The organism is Pseudomonas sp. PGPR40 (genome assembly GCF_022014505.1).
Taxonomy (GTDB): domain Bacteria; phylum Pseudomonadota; class Gammaproteobacteria; order Pseudomonadales; family Pseudomonadaceae; genus Aquipseudomonas.
The window spans coordinates 74830-94720 of sequence record NZ_JAKLSP010000018.1; the positions used below are offsets into that span (position 1 = coordinate 74830).

The following is a 19891-nucleotide window of genomic DNA, read 5'->3' on the forward strand; positions in this document are numbered from 1 at the left end:
GGACTGTTTGGTCCGGGCATTTGCTTGTGTATGCTCCGTCCACAATTCGGGCTCGCATGCTCATTAATAAGAATAAGAACATTGCCTATGACCCTCAGCTCCGACCTGTCGGGCCCCTCCGTGGAGCCCCGGGTTATCCGCAAACAGTACGCCATGGAAATGGCGGTCGAACGCACACGTCTGCTGTACCAGGGCTCGCTGTTGCCTACGCTGTTCATGCTGATCAACGGTCTGGTCTGCGCCGGACTGCTCTGGAGCCCTCAGCGTTACTTCATGGTCAGCGTCTGGCTGATCTGGTTATTGTCGCTAGTGGCGTTGCGAGTGATTCAGGTCGCGGCTTTCGATTCGGCGATTCCTCACCGTCAGGCCCACCCGGTCTGGCGTCGCATGTTCATGCTCGGCTCTGCCATGACTGGCCTGACCCTGGCCGGTGCCGGCATCGCGTTGGTGCCCGCTGACAATTTCATGCAACAAGCCTGGGTGTTCGGCCTGATCGGCGCCGCAGCCCTCTCGGCCAGCGTCGCTTATGCCGTCAGCCTGCCGGCTTTTCTGTCGTTTACCTTGCCCTGTCTGTTGCCGGCCATCGGCTATCTGTTCTGGGGTGGCGATGAACAAGAGCAGGGTTGGGGCTGGTTCGGGCTGATTTTGCTGGGTTCGTTGAGCGTCGTCGCCTGGCAGGTCAATCGGCTGATCGATCAAGGGTTGCTGCGGCGCTTTCAAAATCAGGCGCTGATCGAGCACTTGCAGCAGGCGCAAAGTCGTAGCGATCAGCTCAATCACGAACTGGGTAAGGAAATCGACCAGCGCCGACGCGCCGAAGACGAATTGCGCGAAACTCAGGTCGACCTCGAAAATCGAGTCGCCCAACGCAGTCTGGAGCTGGACGCTGCCAACCAGGCCTTGAGCAAGAGCGAAGCGCGGCTGGCGCTGGCGTTGAAGGCGAGTGAACTGGGATTGTGGGATTGGAACCTGCAGACAGACGAAGTCCATCACACTCACCTTCAAGAGCTATTTGGCCTGGAGCCGGAATTCGTGACGGCGATGCTCAGCCACCTCAAACCGCGTCTGCACCCCGACGACTTGCCATCGCTGAAGCGGGCGCTGGTCGAGCACTTGAAGGGCCGCAGCGAGGATTATCAAATCGAGTATCGGGTACGGCATGGCGATGGCCATTGGGTCTGGATCGAGGACCGTGGCCGAGCGGTTGAGCGCGGCGAAAAGGGACGGGTGATCCGCATGGTTGGTACCCGCCGCGATATCAGTGCCAGCAAGGGCCTGGAAGACCAGCGACAACTGGCGGCGACGGTGTTCGAGGCCGCCAGCGAAGGCATTGTGATTCTGGACCCGAATTACGCATTGATTGCCATCAATCAGGCCTTCAGTCGAGTGACCGGTTACGACATCGAAGACATGCTCGGGCGCAACGTGGTCGAGTTGCCCTGCAGTCGCGATGCCCGCCGGCATTACGCAACGATTCGTCAGGCGCTGGAACAGCAGGGCACCTGGCAGGGCGAACTGGTCGAAACCCGTAAGAATGGTGAGTTGTATCCGCAATGGCTGCAACTGAATGCCGTACGCGATAAGCGGGGAAATGTAAGTCATATTGTCGGCTTCTTCGCCGATCTGTCCGCCAGGCGTGAATCCGAAGAACGTATGCGTTACCTCGCTCATTATGATGAGCTCACGGGCTTGGCCAACCGTGCGTTGTTTCGCGAACGGCTGCAAGAGGCTCATCAGCGGGTGCACCAGGGCGGGCGTCGCAGTCTGGCGTTGCTGCACATCAATCTGGACCGTTTCAAGCTCCTCAACGACAGCCTCGGTCACGAAATTGCCGACCAGCTATTACAGAAAATGGCTCGACGGCTAGTCAATGCGCTACCGGAAGCGGACACCATTGCCCGTTTGTCCGGCGATGAATTTGCGGTGCTGTTCGATGCCTACGGCAATCTGTCGAGCCTGGCGCGCGTGGCGACCCGTTTGTCGACCAAGCTGCGATTGCCAATCACCGTCGAGGGTCATGAATTGGTGGTGAGCGTGTCGATGGGCATCAGCCTGTTGCCAGACACCGCACGGGAGACTTCCGCGTTGGTCAGCCAGTCGAACATGGCCATGCAGCATGCCAAACACTTGGGCGGCAACAACTTCCAGTTCTATACACACAGCCTGCAAGCCAGCACGCTCGAGCGTTTGCAGCTCGAGAACCAGTTGCGCAAAGCCATCGAAGAAAAGCAGTTGAACGTGTTTTATCAACCGAAACTCTGCCTCGCCACCGGTCGGCTGAATGCCGCCGAGGCGTTGGTACGCTGGAGTCACCCGACCTTGGGCCACGTACCGCCGGGGGATTTCATCGGTCTGGCCGAGGAAACCGGGCTGATCGGCGCTATCGGCGAATTCGTTTTGCGCCAGGCCTGTTGGCAAGCGTGTGAGTGGCAGCGTCAGGGACTGGAGCCGATTCGCGTGTCGGTCAATCTTTCGGTGCATCAACTGCGTCAGGGAAAACTGGTCAGCCTGGTGCGTCAGGTGCTGGAGGAAACCGGCCTGGCGCCGCATTACCTGGAACTTGAGCTCACCGAGAGCCAGCTGTTGGATAGCGTCGAGCACATCATTTCGACCTTCCAGCAGTTGCGTGATCTTGGGGTAAAGCTGGCGATCGATGATTTCGGCACTGGTTATTCGTCTCTGAGTTATCTCAAACGGATTCCGGTGGATTACGTGAAGATCGATCAGGCGTTTATCCGTGGTCTGGGGGAGAGCAGTGAGGATGCGGCGATCACCCGGGCGATCATTGCCATGGCGCACGGGTTGGCGCTGAAAGTCGTCGCAGAAGGTGTTGAACGGTCCGAGCAACTGGCGTTTTTGAAGGCTGAAGGTTGCGATGAGGTACAGGGCTATCTGATCAGTCGACCGATTGACTCCGATGGTTTGGGTAACCTTCTACTTGAGCAAGATACTGGTGTCCTCCGCTAAGTCATCAATAAACGTGATGACTTAGCTGGGAAAATTCCGGTTGCTAGCGCGTTAGGAGAATCGTCTTATCCACCAGGATATGTAATCTTCAAGATGGTTGTTTGACCAGATCATATATTTTTTACCCTGAAAATCAGAAAGGTGTTTTACGCTAACATCTTCAGATTTGCTCTGTGGGTATAATTCAAATAAAAAATCTGATTCTTTTGGAAAATGCATTATCGAAACTAAGCGGCCGTTGATGAATTTGAATCGGGTAGTGCCAGTATTTTTTTCGCCCTGTATTTGGTAATTGGTTATTTCGAAAATATCGGTATTGAACTCCTCTCTGAATATGCCGCCGAGATATTTAGAACTCTCTAATATAACTGGTTTGTAGCCATTTTCTTTAAGGGTGCTTAGCACGTCTTCGACAAGGCTACAGCTGCGGAAATTATTCACTAATAGAGGGTGGGCGCTTTTGCAAGTCTTTTCTATGTTTACTGGATTATGGTATTTAACATAGAAAATCGTCAAAACCACCAATATTAAGAATGCAAAGGTGAAATATTTTATGGCTGATGCTTTTGTTTTAATAGTATGACCCATGAGACGTCGCCTCTGTTGCTAATGCACCATTATTAAGAAGGTTCATGCAGCTTTCGGGGCATGCCTCAGGAGATTCGCTGTCCTTGGCTGCACATAAACCTGCTTGGTTGTTCCAGTCATCCATAGCTCTCTCACTCCGGCTCTGCCCAACGTTTGATACTTCATTCGCCCAACCGGCAAGTTTACTAATCGTTTCTCCCCAATTTGACGCAGCAATCATGCATGAGGCAATGCAATGCCTGTAGGCGTCTTGAGGTCCGTTACTCTGTCCCGGTAGTGGGCTTTCATTCGCTATGGCTTCGGCTTTGGATGACCATTCAAACACAGATTCCAACCCAAATGGATCAACGTATTTCAACGGATTGCCGTTCACATACCCATATGTATTCATTCCGCCCTTTAGCCCAATGGGGTCGCTCTCCAAATAGCGTCCTGTCTCCGGGTCATAATTTCTGAAGTAATTGTAGTGCAACCCAGTTTCAGCATCGTAGTACTGGCCGGGGAAACGGAGATTTAGAGTCAAAGAACCACTGGCTTTCTCCAAGCCAAAAGTGTCAGATTTCCATTCCCATACAATTTCCTGATTGGCGTTCGTTACGATGCGGGGTGCGTTGAGATGGTCGCTATGAATGTAGAACGGCGTGCTATTAGTCAGTGCACCTGCCGTGTCATAGTTAATACTCATACCGCCCAACGGCAAACCATCAAGCCAGACATAGTATTGGCTCGTGAGCTTCTTGCCTTCGCTATTGAACATCGTTTCGCCCAACAGTTGACCATCAGGTCCGTAGAGAAATGTAGTAACGCCTTGTGGAGTGATTTTCTGGGTGCGCTGACCCAGAGCGTTGTAGCGAAACTGACCCCGGATCATCCCGTCAATCTTCACGCTGCTCAGGCGATTTTGCTCGTCGTATGAGAATTGGCGATTGGCGCGGTCTTTGATCAGGTTGCCGGCCGCATCAGTGGTCACCAATTGGTCGTCTATTTGGATCAATCGATTGTTACTGGCGCCATACTGGTAGGTCGTGACTGTACTGTCTTGCACCTTGCCTTCGACCAGAGGAGTAAGTGTTTTGTTGGTGCGGTTACCAACCGCGTCATAAGTAAAGGTTTGCTGTCGCCTGGCATTTGCTTCTTCTGTCAGGCGATCGAGCGCGTCATAGCTGTAGTTCAGATCACCGAGTGAGCTGCTTTGTATTTTGGTGATGTTTCCGGTGGCATCGTAGGCATAAGTGTTGCTCCTGCCGGCGACGGTTTGTGCGGTCAACCGATAGTCCAGGTCGTATATCCGTTGAAGAGTGGCCCCATTGTTCCAGGTCAGGCTTTTGAGCGGGCCGAAGGGTAGATAAGCAAGGTCGCGCACGAAGGTGGTCGGCTCATCAGCGCCACGCCGGATTTGCACGTGACTGACCTGACCAGCGGAGTTGCGTAGGTAGTGGATGCTGACCCCGGTCGGGTAATCGATCCGATTGAGTCGATTTGCTCGATCGTATCCAAAACCAAGTTTTTCCAGCTGGGTTGCTTCATTCGTTCTCAGTATATGCAGTTGGGCTGTACGGTTGCCTTGCGCATCGTAGGTGTAATTCAGTACACCATTTATGTCTTCCACTGCTGTCAGTCGGCCGATACCTTTGTTGCCGCTGGTAATCGAGTCGTAGTGGAAACGAACATCAAGCTTTGGGTTTGCCGGATAGCGACGACTAAGCAATCGATTCAGAGCATCGTATACATAGGATGTGACGACCCCTCGAGCATCCGTTTTTTCTATGATATTGCCGGCTGCGTCATATTTGTATTTGCTGGTGCCGCTATCGGGACTGTCTAGCTGAGTCAGGTTACCCAAGCCATCGAAGTGATAATAGGTGCTCACGCCGCGTGCGTCGCGGACGTGGGTGAGGTTGTCCTGAGCGTCGTACTCATACTGAGAAGTGCTGTTTAATGGATCGGTGCTCTTTATCAAACGATTGAGCGGATCGTAGGCGCTGCTATAGCTAGTATCGCGAGGGGTGACGGTAGTAATGGGATTGTCATTAAGGTCGTATTGCAGATGATTCGTTTGGCCACTAGCTCCTATCGAATCAAGTAACCGCCCCAGTTCGTCATACACCCATCGATGCTGTTTCGTTAGCTTTCCTGCATTGTCCTTCAAGCGTACTACTGTTTGGTTACCCATTGGGTCGAATTCAAATTCAACTTGCTCCATTAGGTTATTCGTAATTCGGATTAATCGTCTTGCGTCGTCCCAACTGTAAGCAAGCCAGCTACCATCGCCTTGGGTCAGTCTGGTTATGTCCCCGGTAGCATTGTAATCGAATTGTGTTGTGCTGTTACCTACGCTGACAGATGATAACCAACCTTGAGGCATATAACTCAGTGAAGTTACCACCCCATTGGGATCAACAATTGTCTGCGAATTCCCTGTGTAATCGTAGTTTGACATCTCAGTGATATGCCCAAGTGCGTTAGTAACGCGCATCAGGTTGCTATTTGAGTCATATTCGTAGCGGGTGATATCGCTCACATCGGTTCTTGGCCCATCCGAAGATTCGAGCAAGCCAGTGGCATTGTATGTGAATGACCATCCGCGCTCTGGGGCTTGCCAGAGTGGGACGGTGATGAGAGTGCCGCCGATTGCAAGCGCCAGAAGGCTTACTCTTAATAACAGTGTATTCATGTTCAGGTCCTTCTGAATCAATGTGTTTCAATTGTTTGGCTGAGTTTTCGTCCTTCAGCGTCATAGGTATATAGGATTGATCGGTTTGGTTGTTGAATACGCAAGGGAAGGGGCAGCGTAGTGTGCCACTCCGTGGTAATAGTCCTTGATTCAGGCGTACCACTTGCGTCGATGCGCGAAGTGACCAAACCGCGGTCGTTATGGGTGAATAGCGTAGTGATGCCCTTACCGTCAGTTTGCGATGTCAGAAATCCGCGTTCGTCGTAGGTAAATGTCGAATTACTTTGTGGGCAGTTAGCGGTTGGTTCTCCGATGATCGAGGTTATGCGTTTGGCACTTTGAAAGTAACCAAATTTATAAGTTGTATTTCCCCCCAAAGCGTTTGATACAGTGGTTGAATCGTCAGAGTTATATTGGACGGTAACTTTCTCAGTGCCCAGCGCGTGTTCGCTGGAGATTGCCCGACCGTATTGGTCGTAAGTCCATGCCGCATATTTGATTCCACGTTGGTCTTCAATCGCTGTTAAAAGTCTGCTGTCTCGTTGGTCTTCATAAAAATATCGTCTTGTTTCCTGAAACTCAGGGTGATTTTTTATGACCGAAATGAGCTGTTTATATTTGTTATATTGGTAGCGTATTTGGATCTGCCCAACCTTTAAACTAAGGGGTTGCTTTTTTGGGTCTTCGGTAAATTGAAGTGAATTTCCGAAACTATCGGTTACTGTAGCGACTGTGCCCGAGTAGATGATAGTCGTGGACAAACTGTGCCTTCGCGTACTTACAAGTTTTCCACTATTATCGAATACTAACGTCATGCCGTTAGTCGATTGGTATATCCAGCGGTTGTCATGCTGATTGAGCGTACTTGCTTCAGTTGCTTCGCCAACGTATAAATGCCCGATTTTTTTGAATACGTATTGGTTTCCATTGTTGTGTATAACTGTGACTGAATTGTTTTCAATATTCAGCCTGTCTGAGTAATTATGAACCCATAATCCATCAGCACTTCTGTAGTATCTTTTGAATTCGATAGCATTTTCTGGGTTATTGTTAGATGAAAATGAGTAATCTGTTTCTGACTGCAACTTGTAGCCTGTCGAAAAATCGATAGGGTTACCAGCGATACTCGATGGACAGGCGTAGCTAGCTTTTAGAAACTCACACTGACCTGAAATGCTGTTAAATTTATTTCCTTTTGGGCAATGTTCTCCATAGAGCATTATAGCTAGAACTCCATAGGAGTCGTCGACCGGGTCATCGCCATAGATCATGTGACAATCCCAAGCAAGTTTATCCTCTCTTTCTATGGGAGGTGTGTAGTTCCATGAGTCTTCACTTTCCTTGTGTAGCCATCGACAACCTGATTCTGGCGAGGAAAATTTTTCAGGAATCCCCCATTCGGGCTGAAATTGCCAATAGTAGTCTTCGCCTAACGAATCTTGAGTTGTTAAGAGGGCGCACAATAAGATTGGTGTGCAATTCTTTCTGATTTTCATATAGACCTTCCGTGGTCCGAGATTCTTTAAAGGATGTTCTTATTTTATATCAGTAAATTAATCATCCGTAGACTATGGAAATAAAATGAAAATAATTGTGGGCGGGGTCATTTGCGGTTTGTGTAGACGCAACACCAGACAAATTTATGTGTCAAAAATTGTTAATGTTGATTTTTTCTTCTAAAGCCGCGGGAGCGTCAGGGTACGATTTTCGCTGCCCTCAGCAAGGGTGACACCGCGCGGATGTTTCCCGCTACATGGGGTATTTCCTGGCAAAATTGGGAAGATTAATGCCATCCGGTTACGCATTGAGCAGGCAAAAAGCCGATTCATGTAGTATAACTACAAGCGTGCTACATCCCCGGCGCCTGCCAATAACAAAGAGTCCAGTCCCTTGAATCTGCTGCAACATATCGCCCAGTCACGTCACCTGTTACGCAAGTCGGAGCTCAAGGTCGCCGACCACGTGCTGCTTGACCCTGCGGCGGTGATGCACAGTTCCATGGCCGACCTGGCCCATAGCGTGGGCATCAGCGAGCCGACTATCGTGCGGTTTTGCCGCGCCATCGGTTGCTCCGGGTTTCAGGATTTGAAACTGAAGCTGGCGCAGAGCCTCGCGGCGGGCGCCAGCTTCGGTCAGTTCGCGATCCATGAAGACGATTCGGTCGCCGATTACAGCCTGAAAATCTTCGACACTACCCTGCATACGCTGATGGAGGTTCGCGAGAAACTCGATCCGGTGGAGTTGCAGAGGGCTGTGTCGCTGATGTCTCAGGCTCAGCGTGTCGAGTTCTATGGATTCGGTGCTTCGGGCGCAGTGGCGGCGGATGCCCAACACAAATTTTTCCGTTTGCTGCTGACTGCAGCCGCGTATTCCGACCCGCACATGCAGGCGATGTCGGCGGTTACCCTGAAGCCGAGCGACGTGGCAATCTGCATTTCCCAGTCGGGGCGTTCCAAGGACCTGTTGATCACTGCCAATCTGGTGCGCGAGAGCGGCGCTTCGTTGATCACCCTGTGCCCGAGCCAGACGCCGCTGGCCGAGCTGTCGACCGTCAACCTGGCGATCGATGTACACGAAGACACCGAAATCTACACGCCGCTGACGTCGCGCATCGCGCACCTGGTGGTGATTGATGTGCTGGCGATGGGCGTGGCCATGGCCCGCGGTCCGAGCCTGGTCAATCACCTCAAGAGCGTCAAACGCAGCCTTCGCAGCTTGCGGCTGTCGCCCAAGTCAGTGAAAGCGCTGGACGATTGATTCTTTGCCTTGAGAGTGCCTTCGCGGGCAAGCCTCGCTCCTACAGATATCGCGTCCCTGTAGGAGCGAGCGGTGCGGCGATCCGACTTGCCCGCGAAGGCGTCATCAGATTCACCACATTTCATCTCACTGTCATTCACCCGTCGCCAAACCGTCATCCCTCGCGCCTATCTTGAAACTCCCGTACTCGCCTTGGGAGACTCGAAATGGCTCAGCCCTACGAAGAACGCAACAGCGCCGTCAAAACCCGTCGTCAGCAAGAAGATCAGCGCCGCATGGAATTTCGCCGCGCCATCGAAGATCGCTGCGAACGCCGTCAGCTTCTGGCGGAAATTGGCGAATTTCCTGACGGCCTCGAACTCAATTACTGGCAGGCAGCTCCCGTAACTTCCCGTCGAAACGCTCAACCAGGGCGCTGATCTGTATCCGCTCGCTGCGGATAAACGCAAGGAATGCGTGCGCCACGGGTGATAGCCGTTTGGCTTTGGCCTGCACCAGGCACCAACTGCGGTACAGCGGCAGTTCTTCGACCGGCAACTCGATCAATCCGCCCGTTGCCAATTCAAGGTTCAGGGCATGGCGCGTCAACAGCGCCAGGCCCAGACCCGCTAGCACGCATTCACGCTGGGCTTCGGCCGATGAGACCTCCTGGGTCTGGTTGAAGTGCACGCGCTTTTCTTTGAAATACTCTTCGCAGGCCAGTCGCGTACCGGAGCCGGATTCGCGCAATAGCAGTGTGTAGGGTTCCAGATCCTGCAAGCGCAGTGGGCCCATGTGGCACAACGGATGATCCGGTGGTGCTACGGCGACAATCGGGTTATTGAGAAATGGCAAGAATTCCAGCCCCATGTCCTGCGGCACCATGGACATGATCACCAGATCGTCGCGGTTGTCGGAGAGGCGCCGGATCACCTGCCCACGATTGACCACCGTCAGCTGCAGATTCACTTCCGGGTGCTGGCGCTTGAACGCGGCAAACAGGTGCGGCACGAAATACTTGGCGCTGGATTCCACCGCCAGTTTCAGCTGGCCTTGCAATGAGCCTTGCATATCCGATAACTGCATATCGAGGTTTTCCAGGCGCCCGAAAATGTCCCGGCTGGCGCGCTGCAGTGCTTCGGCCGCCTCGGTCATGTAGAGTTTTTTGCCGACGTAATCGAATAACGGTTGGCCAATCAGCTCTTCGAGTTGACGAATCTGTAGGCTAACGGCAGGTTGTGTGAGAGACATTTCGTCGGCAGCGCGGCTGTAGGACCTTAAATCGCACACCTCATTGAAGATCTGCAATTGACGCAATGTCATACGCATCAATGACTTACGCATTTTCTAGAGACCCTGAGCGGAGGCTGATGCTTCAACTATAAGTCTTTGCTTATGTGTAACCCAATTATTATTCATTTTTGTTAATCCCTTGCGAAGGCTAGTGTGGAGCTGCGACTGAATTGAAACATTTGGTCACGCGTCGACCTGGTCTGACAGGTCGTGGGTACCACCGGCTCAAGGGAACCTCCAAGTGATAAAAAAGATCCTGATCGCCAACCGTGGTGAGATTGCCGTACGAATCGTGCGTGCCTGCGCCGAAATGGGCATTCGCTCGGTCGCGATCTATTCCGACGCCGACCGCCATGCCTTGCATGTGAAGCGTGCGGACGAGGCCCACAGCATCGGTGCCGAGCCACTGGCTGGCTACCTCAACCCGCGCAAGCTGGTGAACCTGGCGGTGGAAACCGGTTGCGATGCGTTGCACCCCGGCTACGGTTTCCTTTCGGAAAACGCCGAGCTGGCAGACATCTGCGCCGAACGCGGAATCAAATTCATTGGTCCATCGGCTGAAGTGATTCGCCGCATGGGCGACAAGACCGAAGCGCGCCGCAGCATGATCAAGGCCGGCGTGCCGGTCACCCCTGGCACCGAAGGCAACGTGTCGGGCATCGAAGAAGCCCTGAGCGAAGGCGAGCGTATCGGTTACCCGGTGATGCTCAAGGCCACATCCGGTGGTGGCGGTCGCGGCATTCGTCGCTGCAACAGTCGCGAAGAACTCGAACAAGCCTTTCCGCGAGTCATTTCCGAAGCTACCAAGGCCTTCGGTTCGGCGGAAGTGTTCCTGGAAAAATGCATCGTCAATCCGAAACACATCGAAGCGCAGATCCTCGGCGACAGCTTTGGCAACGTGGTGCACCTGTTCGAGCGTGACTGCTCGATCCAGCGCCGCAACCAGAAACTGATCGAGATCGCGCCGAGCCCGCAACTGACCCCGGAACAGCGTGCCTACATCGGCGATCTCTCGGTGCGCGCAGCCAAGGCCGTGGGTTACGAGAACGCCGGCACCGTGGAGTTTCTGCTCGCCGAGGGCGAGGTGTACTTCATGGAGATGAACACTCGGGTGCAGGTGGAACACACCATCACCGAAGAAATCACCGGCATCGACATCGTTCGCGAGCAGATTCGCATCGCGTCCGGCCTGCCGCTTTCGGTGAAACAGGAAGACATCCAGCACCGCGGTTTCGCGCTGCAGTTCCGGATCAACGCCGAAGACCCGAAAAACAACTTCCTGCCGAGCTTCGGCAAGATTACCCGTTACTACGCGCCCGGTGGTCCTGGCGTGCGTACCGACACAGCGATCTATACCGGCTACACCATTCCGCCGTTCTACGATTCCATGTGCCTGAAACTGGTGGTCTGGGCGCTGACTTGGGAAGAGGCGATGGACCGTGGTTTGCGAGCCCTCGACGACATGCGTCTGCAAGGGGTCAAGACCACCGCCGCGTACTACCAGGAAATCCTGCGCAACCCGGAATTCCGTAGCGGCCAGTTCAATACCAGCTTCGTTGAAAGCCACCCTGAACTGACCAATTACTCGATCAAGCGCAAACCCGAAGAGCTGGCCCTGGCCATCGCCGCCGCCATCGCCGCCCACGCAGGCCTGTGAGGAATAGAACAATGAGCAAGCAAATCCACGTTACCGACACAATCCTGCGCGACGCCCACCAATCGCTGCTCGCCACCCGCATGCGCACCGAAGACATGCTGCCGATCTGCGACAAGCTCGACAAAGTCGGCTACTGGTCGCTGGAATGCTGGGGCGGCGCGACCTTCGACGCCTGCGTACGTTTCCTGAAAGAAGACCCGTGGGAGCGCCTGCGCCAACTGCGCGCGGCATTGCCTAACACGCGTCTGCAAATGCTCCTGCGGGGCCAGAACCTGCTGGGCTACCGCCATTACAGCGACGACGTGGTCAAAGCCTTCGTCGCCAAGGCTGCCGTCAACGGCATCGACGTGTTCCGCATTTTCGACGCGATGAATGACGTGCGTAACCTGCGTGTGGCTATCGAAGCGGTAAAAGCTGCCGGCAAACACGCCCAGGGCACCATCGCCTACACCACCAGCCCGGTGCACACCATCGAGGCCTTCGTGAACCAGGCCAAGCAAATGGAAGCCATGGGTTGCGACTCGGTGGCGATCAAGGACATGGCCGGCCTGCTGACCCCGTATGCCACTGGCGAACTGGTCAAAGCGTTGAAAACCGAGCAATCGCTGCCCGTGTTCATTCACTCCCACGACACTGCTGGTCTGGCCGCGATGTGCCAAATGAAAGCGATCGAAAACGGCGCCGACCACATCGACACCGCGATCTCCAGCTTCGCCTGGGGCACTAGCCACCCGGGAACCGAATCGATGGTCGCCGCCCTTAAAGGCAGCGAGTTCGACACCGGTCTGAACCTGGAACTGCTGCAAGAAATCGGCCTGTACTTCTATGCGGTGCGCAAGAAGTACCACCAGTTCGAAAGCGAATTCACCACGGTCGATACCCGTGTGCAAGTCAACCAGGTACCGGGCGGGATGATTTCCAACCTGGCCAACCAGTTGAAAGAGCAGGGTGCCCTGAACCGCATGAGCGAAGTGCTGGCGGAGATCCCTCGCGTTCGTGAAGACCTCGGCTTCCCGCCGCTGGTGACGCCGACCTCGCAGATTGTCGGCACCCAGGCGTTCTTCAACGTGCTGGCTGGCGAGCGCTACAAGACCATCACCAATGAAGTGAAGCTCTACCTGCAAGGCGGCTACGGCAAAGCGCCGGGCACCGTGAACGAAAAACTGCGTCGTCAGGCGATCGGCAGCGAAGAGGTGATCGACGTGCGTCCGGCGGATCTGCTCAAGCCGGAAATGACCAAGCTGCGTGCCGAAATCGGCTCTGTGGCCAAGTCTGAAGAAGACGTGCTGACCTACGCCATGTTCCCGGATATCGGTCGCAAGTTCCTTGAAGAACGCGCAGCCGGCACCCTGACGCCAGAAGTGCTGCTGCCGATCCCTGAAGCCGGCGGCGTAGCCTCGGCCGGTGGCGAAGGCGTGCCGACCGAGTTCGTCATCGACGTTCACGGCGAAACCTACCGCGTCGATATCACAGGTGTCGGCGTCAAGGCGGAAGGCAAGCGCCACTTCTACCTGTCCATCGATGGCATGCCGGAAGAAGTGGTGTTCGAACCGCTCAACGAGTTCGTCGGCGGCGGCAGCAGCAAGCGCAAGCAAGCCACTGCACCGGGCCACGTCAGCACCACCATGCCGGGCAACATCGTCGATGTGCTGGTCAAGGAAGGCGACACCGTGAAAGCCGGCCAGGCTGTGCTGATCACCGAAGCGATGAAGATGGAAACCGAAGTCCAATCGGCCATCGCCGGCAAAGTCACCGCCATCCACGTGGCCAAGGGCGACCGGGTGAACCCGGGCGAGATTCTGATCGAGATCGAAGGCTGAGATAGCAGCCTCGATATACCGCTTTAAACCTCGGGGGGGCATGTGCTCCCCTTTTTTTGTGCGCCCAGCATGGGCGCAATCTTGCGGGTGGAAGTCCCGCCGTAAGCTGACCACAGCGAACGAAGTGAAGCGCAACTGCATGAGGGTGACCGAGTGTGGGGAGGAAGCGTGAATCGAAACCGTGAGCCGATGAACAAAAACCGGATACAAGGCGAAGCCGATCAGGGCGAGCGAGCCATGAATCGCGAAGCTCTTGTGGTCAAAGATCAGGCTGCGTAAATCCGGCGGTTGTGCGGGGAAGGATTGCGTTCTTACCTGGGGAGATCTCGCCTTGTGCCTGAAAGGGCGACGGTGCGAGCCGGAGCGAGAAGTCAGCAGAGGCCGTAGTAGTCTTTTTTTTGACGAAGGGCCGAACGAGAGAGAGTGTTGTAGGCCATGTTGATGCGAACGACCGGAAGTCAGATGCCTGCCAAACGCGGGGCGGATGGAGATAACGAGCGGTGAAACCGTGAGAAATCCCGTCAGCGACGAGGTCAATCGCCCGCAAGATGAATCCGACAACGCAGGGCAAAGGCTGCTGGAACGGGCCTTTGCGAGAGAAAACCTGAAACGGGCGTGGAAACGGGTCAAAGCCAATAAAGGTGCAGCGGGAGTTGATGGTCTGGACATTGAACAGACCGCCGAAGACTTGCTGACTCAATGGCCAGTGATTTGTGAACAGCTTCTTTCAGATGTCTACCGGCCCAGTCCGGTGCGACGCGTGGTCATCCCCAAGCCTGACGGCGGTGAGCGCCGAGTTGGGTATTCCGACGGTCACCGACCGTCTGATCCAACAAGCGCTGCTGCAAGTCTTGCAGCCGTTGCTTGATCCGACTTTCAGTGAACACAGCTATGGCTTTCGTCCGGGACGCTGCGCGCAGGACGCCGTTTTGGCGGCTCAGCGGTATGTGTCCTCGGGGCGCAAAGTGGTGGTGGACGTTGATCTGGAGAAGTTCTTCGACCGGGTCGATCACGACATTTTGATTGATCGCTTACGCAAACGGATTGCGGATCGGGCGGCTATTCGACTGGTTCGGGCGTATCTGGATGCGGGAACGCTGATCAATGGCGTGATCGAGAAAAGCCGCTGCGGGGCGCCGCAAGGCGGCCCGCTGTCGCCGCTGCTGGCAAATGTGCTGCTGGACGAAGTGGATCGGGAGCTTGAATATCGAGGTCATTGCTTCGTGCGCTATGCCGACGACGCGAACGTTTATGTTCGCAGTCATAAAGCAGGGCAGCGGGTGATGATCTTGCTGAGGCGTCTGTATGAAAAGCTGCACTTGAGCGTCAACGAGAGCAAGAGTGCGGTGGCCAGTGCGTTTGGTCGCAAGTTTCTGGGTTATGCATTTTGGTGCGCCCGTGACGAAGTCAAACGTGCGGTATCTCAGAAGGCACAAAAGCAATTCAAGCAACGTATCCGGCAGTTCACTCGCCGTTCATGTGGCCGCAGTTTGCAGCAGGTCGTCGATCTCCTACGTCCCTATTTGCTGGGTTGGAAAGCCTATTTCAAGTTGTCACAAACACCAGGTGTCTGGCGTGAATTGGACAAATGGATGCGACATCGATTTAGAGCGATTCAACTCAAGCAATGGAAACGGGGAACGACGACTTATCGCTGCAGGGATACGGTCTATGAAGACCGTCCCCTATGCCGATTCGCCCGGCATTTATTGGTGTTCTGTGCCGTACGCCTGAATTACATTCACGTCTTCGACAGGATGAACGGTGACGATTCCAAGTTCGCGAAATTCAGGAATAGTAGGAATAGTTCCGGGATAGCCTCCGCTGACCGTGTAAGTCCCCGGAGTAATACTCAAAGGGACATCAAAAAAAACTACCTGCTGTTCAAATCTTTTGATGGGTACTGTGTTCTCGCTTTCGTCGTTTTTAAAACGAACTCGATAAAGACCCGTCATGGAGTCCGTGTAGGTGTTTTTAAGAATCAGCGTCTGACCGGGAGTTACGTTCCCAGGTAGCTCAGGTGCTGCATTGGCGTAGACGGAGCTTTTCATCGTTAGGCTTCCCGATTCCGGATGTAAGAGAACCTGTTCCCGTCAGGAGCAGGTTCCGATGCATCAGCCTAGGGACGAGCGAGGGATGCGTCTACTGTCATATCTGATAGGCAGACAGGGAAGCGAAATGATCAGAATGCCATCCGCCATTGACCCATCACGCCATGGTTGCGGCTATCAGTCCCGATCTCGCCGGTGAGGCCTACACCTAATGTATGGTTTGTCGAAACCCGAAGATCCAATCCCGCATCGACCAGTAAACTGTCGCGATCCAGATCCGCACCGTAAACGGAATAGTCGTTGCCGCCATTGACCAGTCGTTGGCGGGTTTTGGTTTCAACCTCCCCGTACGTGTGTTTCCAGCCGGCACTGAATCGCGGCGTCAGTTGCATACCGTTATCAAGCATGTTGACCTTTGCCAGGCGCAGGCCGAAGGTGCTGTTCATGTTGCTTTGGGCTTGCTCATAGACTTTCAGCGCCGCTGCACTACCTTTTTCGGTATAGCTGTCGCGCTGATAGCGTTGGTAGCCGAGGCTGGCGAACGGTTCGATGCTGACGTTGGCGCAGCCCAGGTTGTAACCCACCTCGGCGAAAGCTTGCTGGGTGCTGGCGTCGTAGCTACCCTTGGGACGGTCGCTGAAACCAGTGAAGGCTATCTGCCGTGCGTTGCTGCCATCGTGATCACTGTAAGTCGCGCCAAGACGCAGTGACATCGGACCACTCTGACGTAACGCATAGACACCCAAGTGCCAGCTGTCGAGATCTCCGTTGAGTTCGCTGGGGGGCTAAATGGCGTCTGCGCGATCGGACTGGCTTTAGGCTCTTCAAGGGCAGGCGGTTTAATTGTTACAGTTGAGCTGTCTGCCCCTCATCCAACCGGTTTGTGGGTCGGTCGGCGTTTTTATGTGGCTCGATGATCTCCTTGGTCACTGGGAGATCAACGATGGGTTCATTCAGCTTGGGTTTTCTTTTACGAGACTTGGGAGTCGGCTCCTCGAGCATGACTTGAGGCTCCGGTTGTTGCGCCAGGGAGGGTGCTATGCAACCCACTGCGAGCGCAATGGCCAGTGCCAGATGTTGTGGTCGGAATCTGTATTGAACGGGCATCGAGTACAGCCTCTTTTGACATGAGGCCAAACTCTAAGAGGAGGCTATAGGTGCCGATGTCAGCTGCTTCCGACGGACCTGCGGGGCGTGTCAGATGGTTATGTAGAAAATGGCCAGCCTCTTGATGCCGGTTGGTTTTATCTACTACGCACTAATGCTTTTTCTGACAACGAATCAGGAGAGGAGGGCTGTCGCATTGCCAAAAAACGCGTCTGCCGGATGTTAAAGACCAAAAGATCGCAGCCTTCGACAGCTCTACTTGGATGACACACGCCAGGAGCTGCCAAAGGTTGCGATCTATCTGCTTTAAACCTGGCTACGGCTCAAATACGCCTTCCCATAATGCCGCTCCATCCGCGCCTGAATCAGCTCCAACCCAATCGACATCACCCAATAAATAATCGCCGCCGTCGTCAGCATCTCGATATAGCGATAGCTCGAGCGCCCATACGACTGCGCCAGGAACATCACTTCCCAAACCCCCATCACCGAAATCAGTGACGAGTCCTTGAGCATGGAGATGAACTGGTTGGTGGTGGGCGGGATGATGGTGCGCATAGCTTGGGGCAGGGTGACGCGCCAGAAGATCACGGTTTCGCGCATGCCCAGGGCCAGCGATGCTTCGCGTTGGCCGTGGGGGACGCCGAGGATGCCCGCGCGGAAGATTTCGCTGAGGTAAGCGCCGTAGTTCAGCGACAGGGCGATGATGCCGGCAGCGATAGCGCCCGGCACGATGCCCAATTGGGGCAGGCCGAGGTAGATCAGCAGAATCTGGATCAGCAGCGGTGTGCCGCGAAAGAATGAGGCATAAAAGCTCGCGATACCGAACGCCACCGCACTTTTCGACAGCCGAGCCAGGGCGGTGAAGAAGCCCAGCAGTGATGACGCCACAATCGAGCACAAGCACAGAAACAGCGTCAGCGCCGCGCCTTGCAGAAAGCCGTTGGGCGCCAGGTGCAGGCCGATCAGGTTCGGCAGCTTGTCGAGGATGATCGAGAACTTCAGGTCGAAGCTCAGGAAGAAACTCGCGAACAAGCCGAACATCGCCGCCCAGGTCAGGTACAGCCGGGTGCGGAAGCCGAAGATTCGTTGCAGCAACGACTCAGCCACCGGTTGCGGTGGCTGAGGAGGGTTGGGGAAAGAAGTCATTTGCTGATGTCGGCGCCGATCCATTTTTGCGACAGCTTGCTCAAGGTGCCGTCCTGTTTCAGCTGGGCAAACACATCACGTACTTTGGCGTCCCACTGAACATCGCCTTTTTCGATGGCCACCGAGTTCGGCTCCGAGTACAGCGGCTGGCCGGCGAGTTTGAAGCGCTTGTCTTCGTTCAGGCGCGGTTGGGCAGTGACAAGGTTGGTTAGGATCGCGTCCAGACGCACGCCAGCGCCCAAGCCCAAATCCTGAAACGCGACGTTGTCGGTGTCATACGGAGCGATCTGCACGTTCTCGAAAGGGTACTGCAATTGGGTATCTTCGGCGCCTTCAATCACCAGGTTCTTGTTCAGATAGCTTTCATAGCTGGAGGCGCTGGTGAGGCCGACTTTTTTGCCGCTCAAATCTTTGGCGCCATGGATGCTGTCGTCCTTGGCATTGACCACGATCACCGCAGGGGAGGCGTAGTACTCGACCGGGAAATCGAAGACTTCGGCGCGGGCCTTGCTCGGGGTCATGGAGCAGATGCAGATGTCGTAACGCCCGCTCCAGCGACCGGCAGCGATCACATCCCAGGACGGTGTTTCAAGGCGTAGCTTGACGCCCAGTTTGTCCGCCACGGCCTTGGCCACATCGACGTCGAAACCGTCGAGTTGGTTTTGGTCGTTGAGGAAGGAGAAGGGTGGATAGCTTTCCATCAATACGCCCACCAGTTCTTTCTTTTGCTCGATACGGTCCAGAGTGGCGCCCGCAAAGACTTGGGTGGAGGCAGTCAATATCGTCAGGCCCAGGGCCAGCAGTGGTTGAAATTTCACAGTTGATCCCTGAAAAAAAGAGGTTGTTATTAACCGAGTGGTGCGTATTAAATAGTTATAAGAACGACTCTGATAGTGAGTTATTTTCATAAGCTTATGAGTGAAAAGCATATGGGCGCAAACACGGTAATTCTGGATGGCGGCATGGGTCGTGAGTTGCAACGCCGAGGGGCGCCATTCAGGCAGCCTGAGTGGTCGGCACTGGCCCTGAGCGAGGCGCCGCAAGCGGTGGAAGCGGTGCACGCGGCTTATATTGAAAGCGGTGCCAACGTGATCACCAGCAACAGTTACGCGGTGGTGCCGTTCCATATTGGCGAAGAGCGTTTTGCCGCCGAAGGTCAGGCCCTCGCAGCATTGGCCGGTGAGCTAGCCCGGCGTGCCGTCGATGCGGCGGGTAAACCAGTGCGTGTGGCCGGTTCATTGCCGCCGTTGTTTGGCTCCTATCGTCCGGATTTGTTCGACGCTGCGCGGGTGACTGAATTGCTGACACCTCTGGTCAATGGCCTGGCGCCTCATGTCGACCTGTGGCTGGCTGAAACCCAGAGCTCGATCGTCGAGGCACGGTCGATCCATGCCGGTCTGCCGAAGGACGGCAAGCCGTTCTGGCTGTCGTTTACCCTGAAAGATGAAGACACCGACGAAGTGCCGCGTTTGCGTTCCGGTGAGCCGGTGGTCGAGGCCGCTGCAGTGGCGGCTGAGTTGGGCGTCGAGACTTTGCTGTTCAATTGCAGCCAGCCAGAAGTGATCGGCGCTGCGATCGATGCAGCGCGAGAAACCTTCGAACGCTTGGGTGTGAAGATCCACATCGGCGCGTACGCCAATGCCTTCCCGCCACAGCCGAAAGAGGCCACGGCCAATGACGGTCTGGACCCGTTGCGTGACGATCTCGATCCGCCGGGCTACCTGCAATGGGCGGCTGATTGGCAGAAGCGTGGGGCCAGCCATTTGGGCGGTTGCTGCGGGATCGGGCCGGAGCATATTGCGGTGTTGGCCCAGAAACTGGTTTGAAAGATCGTTCCCACGCGCAGCAA

The 19891-nt window shown here is 54.9% G+C and carries 12 protein-coding genes and 2 pseudogenes; 7 read left to right on the plus strand and 7 right to left on the minus strand.

The annotated features are described in order from the left end of the window. Positions 1-87: 87 nt before the first annotated feature. Entirely contained in the window at positions 88-2967 is a 2880-nt protein-coding gene (locus MEB48_RS16700; RefSeq protein ID WP_237885183.1) for an EAL domain-containing protein, read from the plus strand. A 51-nt stretch (positions 2968-3018) separates the two neighbouring features. Here the strand turns inward: MEB48_RS16700 and MEB48_RS16705 are convergent, their stop codons facing one another. From MEB48_RS16705 to MEB48_RS16715, 3 genes are read right to left on the minus strand one after another with little or no spacing between them, the layout of a single operon-like run. Further along, positions 3019-3555 carry a hypothetical protein gene (locus MEB48_RS16705; protein ID WP_237885184.1) on the minus strand — a complete coding sequence of 179 codons (537 nt, stop codon included), beginning with the start codon at positions 3553-3555 and terminating at the stop codon, positions 3019-3021. Beyond that, complete coding sequence (locus MEB48_RS16710; RefSeq protein ID WP_237885185.1) at positions 3539-6229, minus strand: RHS repeat-associated core domain-containing protein; 2691 nt, start codon at positions 6227-6229, stop codon at positions 3539-3541. The genes MEB48_RS16705 and MEB48_RS16710 overlap by 17 nt, the downstream gene beginning before the upstream one ends. A gap of 17 nt (positions 6230-6246) precedes the next feature. Next, positions 6247-7725: a DUF6531 domain-containing protein gene (locus MEB48_RS16715; RefSeq protein ID WP_237885186.1), complete on the minus strand. Its 1479-nt coding sequence runs from the start codon at positions 7723-7725 to the stop codon at positions 6247-6249. A 394-nt stretch (positions 7726-8119) separates the two neighbouring features. Between MEB48_RS16715 and hexR the strand changes: the two genes are divergently transcribed. Both hexR and MEB48_RS16725 read left to right on the plus strand, forming a co-directional pair. Then, a complete protein-coding gene (hexR, locus tag MEB48_RS16720) occupies positions 8120-8986 on the plus strand; it encodes a transcriptional regulator HexR (protein WP_007896526.1) in 867 nt (288 codons plus the stop codon). Positions 8987-9192: 206 nt separating this feature from the next. After that, the gene (locus MEB48_RS16725; protein ID WP_237885187.1) at positions 9193-9405 is read left to right on the plus strand and encodes a PA3496 family putative envelope integrity protein; all 213 of its coding nucleotides are present in this window, start codon (positions 9193-9195) and stop codon (positions 9403-9405) included. Here MEB48_RS16725 and MEB48_RS16730 read toward each other — a convergent pair. Next, positions 9347-10309 carry a LysR family transcriptional regulator gene (locus tag MEB48_RS16730; RefSeq protein ID WP_237885188.1) on the minus strand — a complete coding sequence of 321 codons (963 nt, stop codon included), beginning with the start codon at positions 10307-10309 and terminating at the stop codon, positions 9347-9349. The genes MEB48_RS16725 and MEB48_RS16730 overlap by 59 nt on opposite strands. Positions 10310-10499: 190 nt before the next feature. Here MEB48_RS16730 and MEB48_RS16735 point away from each other — a divergent pair, with 190 nt between their 5' ends. The 3 genes and pseudogenes from MEB48_RS16735 to ltrA form a co-directional block, all read left to right on the plus strand. After that, on the plus strand, positions 10500-11915 hold the full coding sequence (locus MEB48_RS16735) for an acetyl-CoA carboxylase biotin carboxylase subunit (RefSeq protein ID WP_237885189.1): 1416 nt from the start codon (positions 10500-10502) through the stop codon (positions 11913-11915). Positions 11916-11926: 11 nt separating this feature from the next. Further along, a complete protein-coding gene (gene oadA / locus MEB48_RS16740) occupies positions 11927-13735 on the plus strand; it encodes a sodium-extruding oxaloacetate decarboxylase subunit alpha (RefSeq protein ID WP_237885190.1) in 1809 nt (602 codons plus the stop codon). Positions 13736-14219: 484 nt separating this feature from the next. Further along, positions 14220-15390: pseudogene (gene ltrA / locus MEB48_RS16745) on the plus strand (group II intron reverse transcriptase/maturase); the annotation flags it as partial. A 527-nt stretch (positions 15391-15917) separates the two neighbouring features. On the opposite strand, the pseudogene MEB48_RS16750 reads toward ltrA, so the two are convergent. From MEB48_RS16750 to MEB48_RS16760, 3 genes and pseudogenes are all read right to left on the minus strand, one after another. Beyond that, a pseudogene (locus MEB48_RS16750) lies at positions 15918-16562 on the minus strand (autotransporter outer membrane beta-barrel domain-containing protein); the annotation flags it as partial. Between the two features lie 637 nt (positions 16563-17199). After that, positions 17200-18042 carry an amino acid ABC transporter permease gene (locus tag MEB48_RS16755; RefSeq protein ID WP_237885191.1) on the minus strand — a complete coding sequence of 281 codons (843 nt, stop codon included), beginning with the start codon at positions 18040-18042 and terminating at the stop codon, positions 17200-17202. Next, positions 18039-18860, minus strand: a complete 822-nt coding sequence (locus tag MEB48_RS16760) for an ABC transporter substrate-binding protein (protein ID WP_237885192.1) — start codon at positions 18858-18860, stop codon at positions 18039-18041. The genes MEB48_RS16755 and MEB48_RS16760 overlap by 4 nt, the downstream gene beginning before the upstream one ends. Before the next feature lie 111 nt (positions 18861-18971). On the opposite strand from MEB48_RS16760, the gene MEB48_RS16765 reads away from it, so the two are divergent. Further along, positions 18972-19868 carry a homocysteine S-methyltransferase family protein gene (locus MEB48_RS16765; RefSeq protein ID WP_237885193.1) on the plus strand — a complete coding sequence of 299 codons (897 nt, stop codon included), beginning with the start codon at positions 18972-18974 and terminating at the stop codon, positions 19866-19868. The last annotated feature ends 23 nt before the right edge of the window (positions 19869-19891 follow it).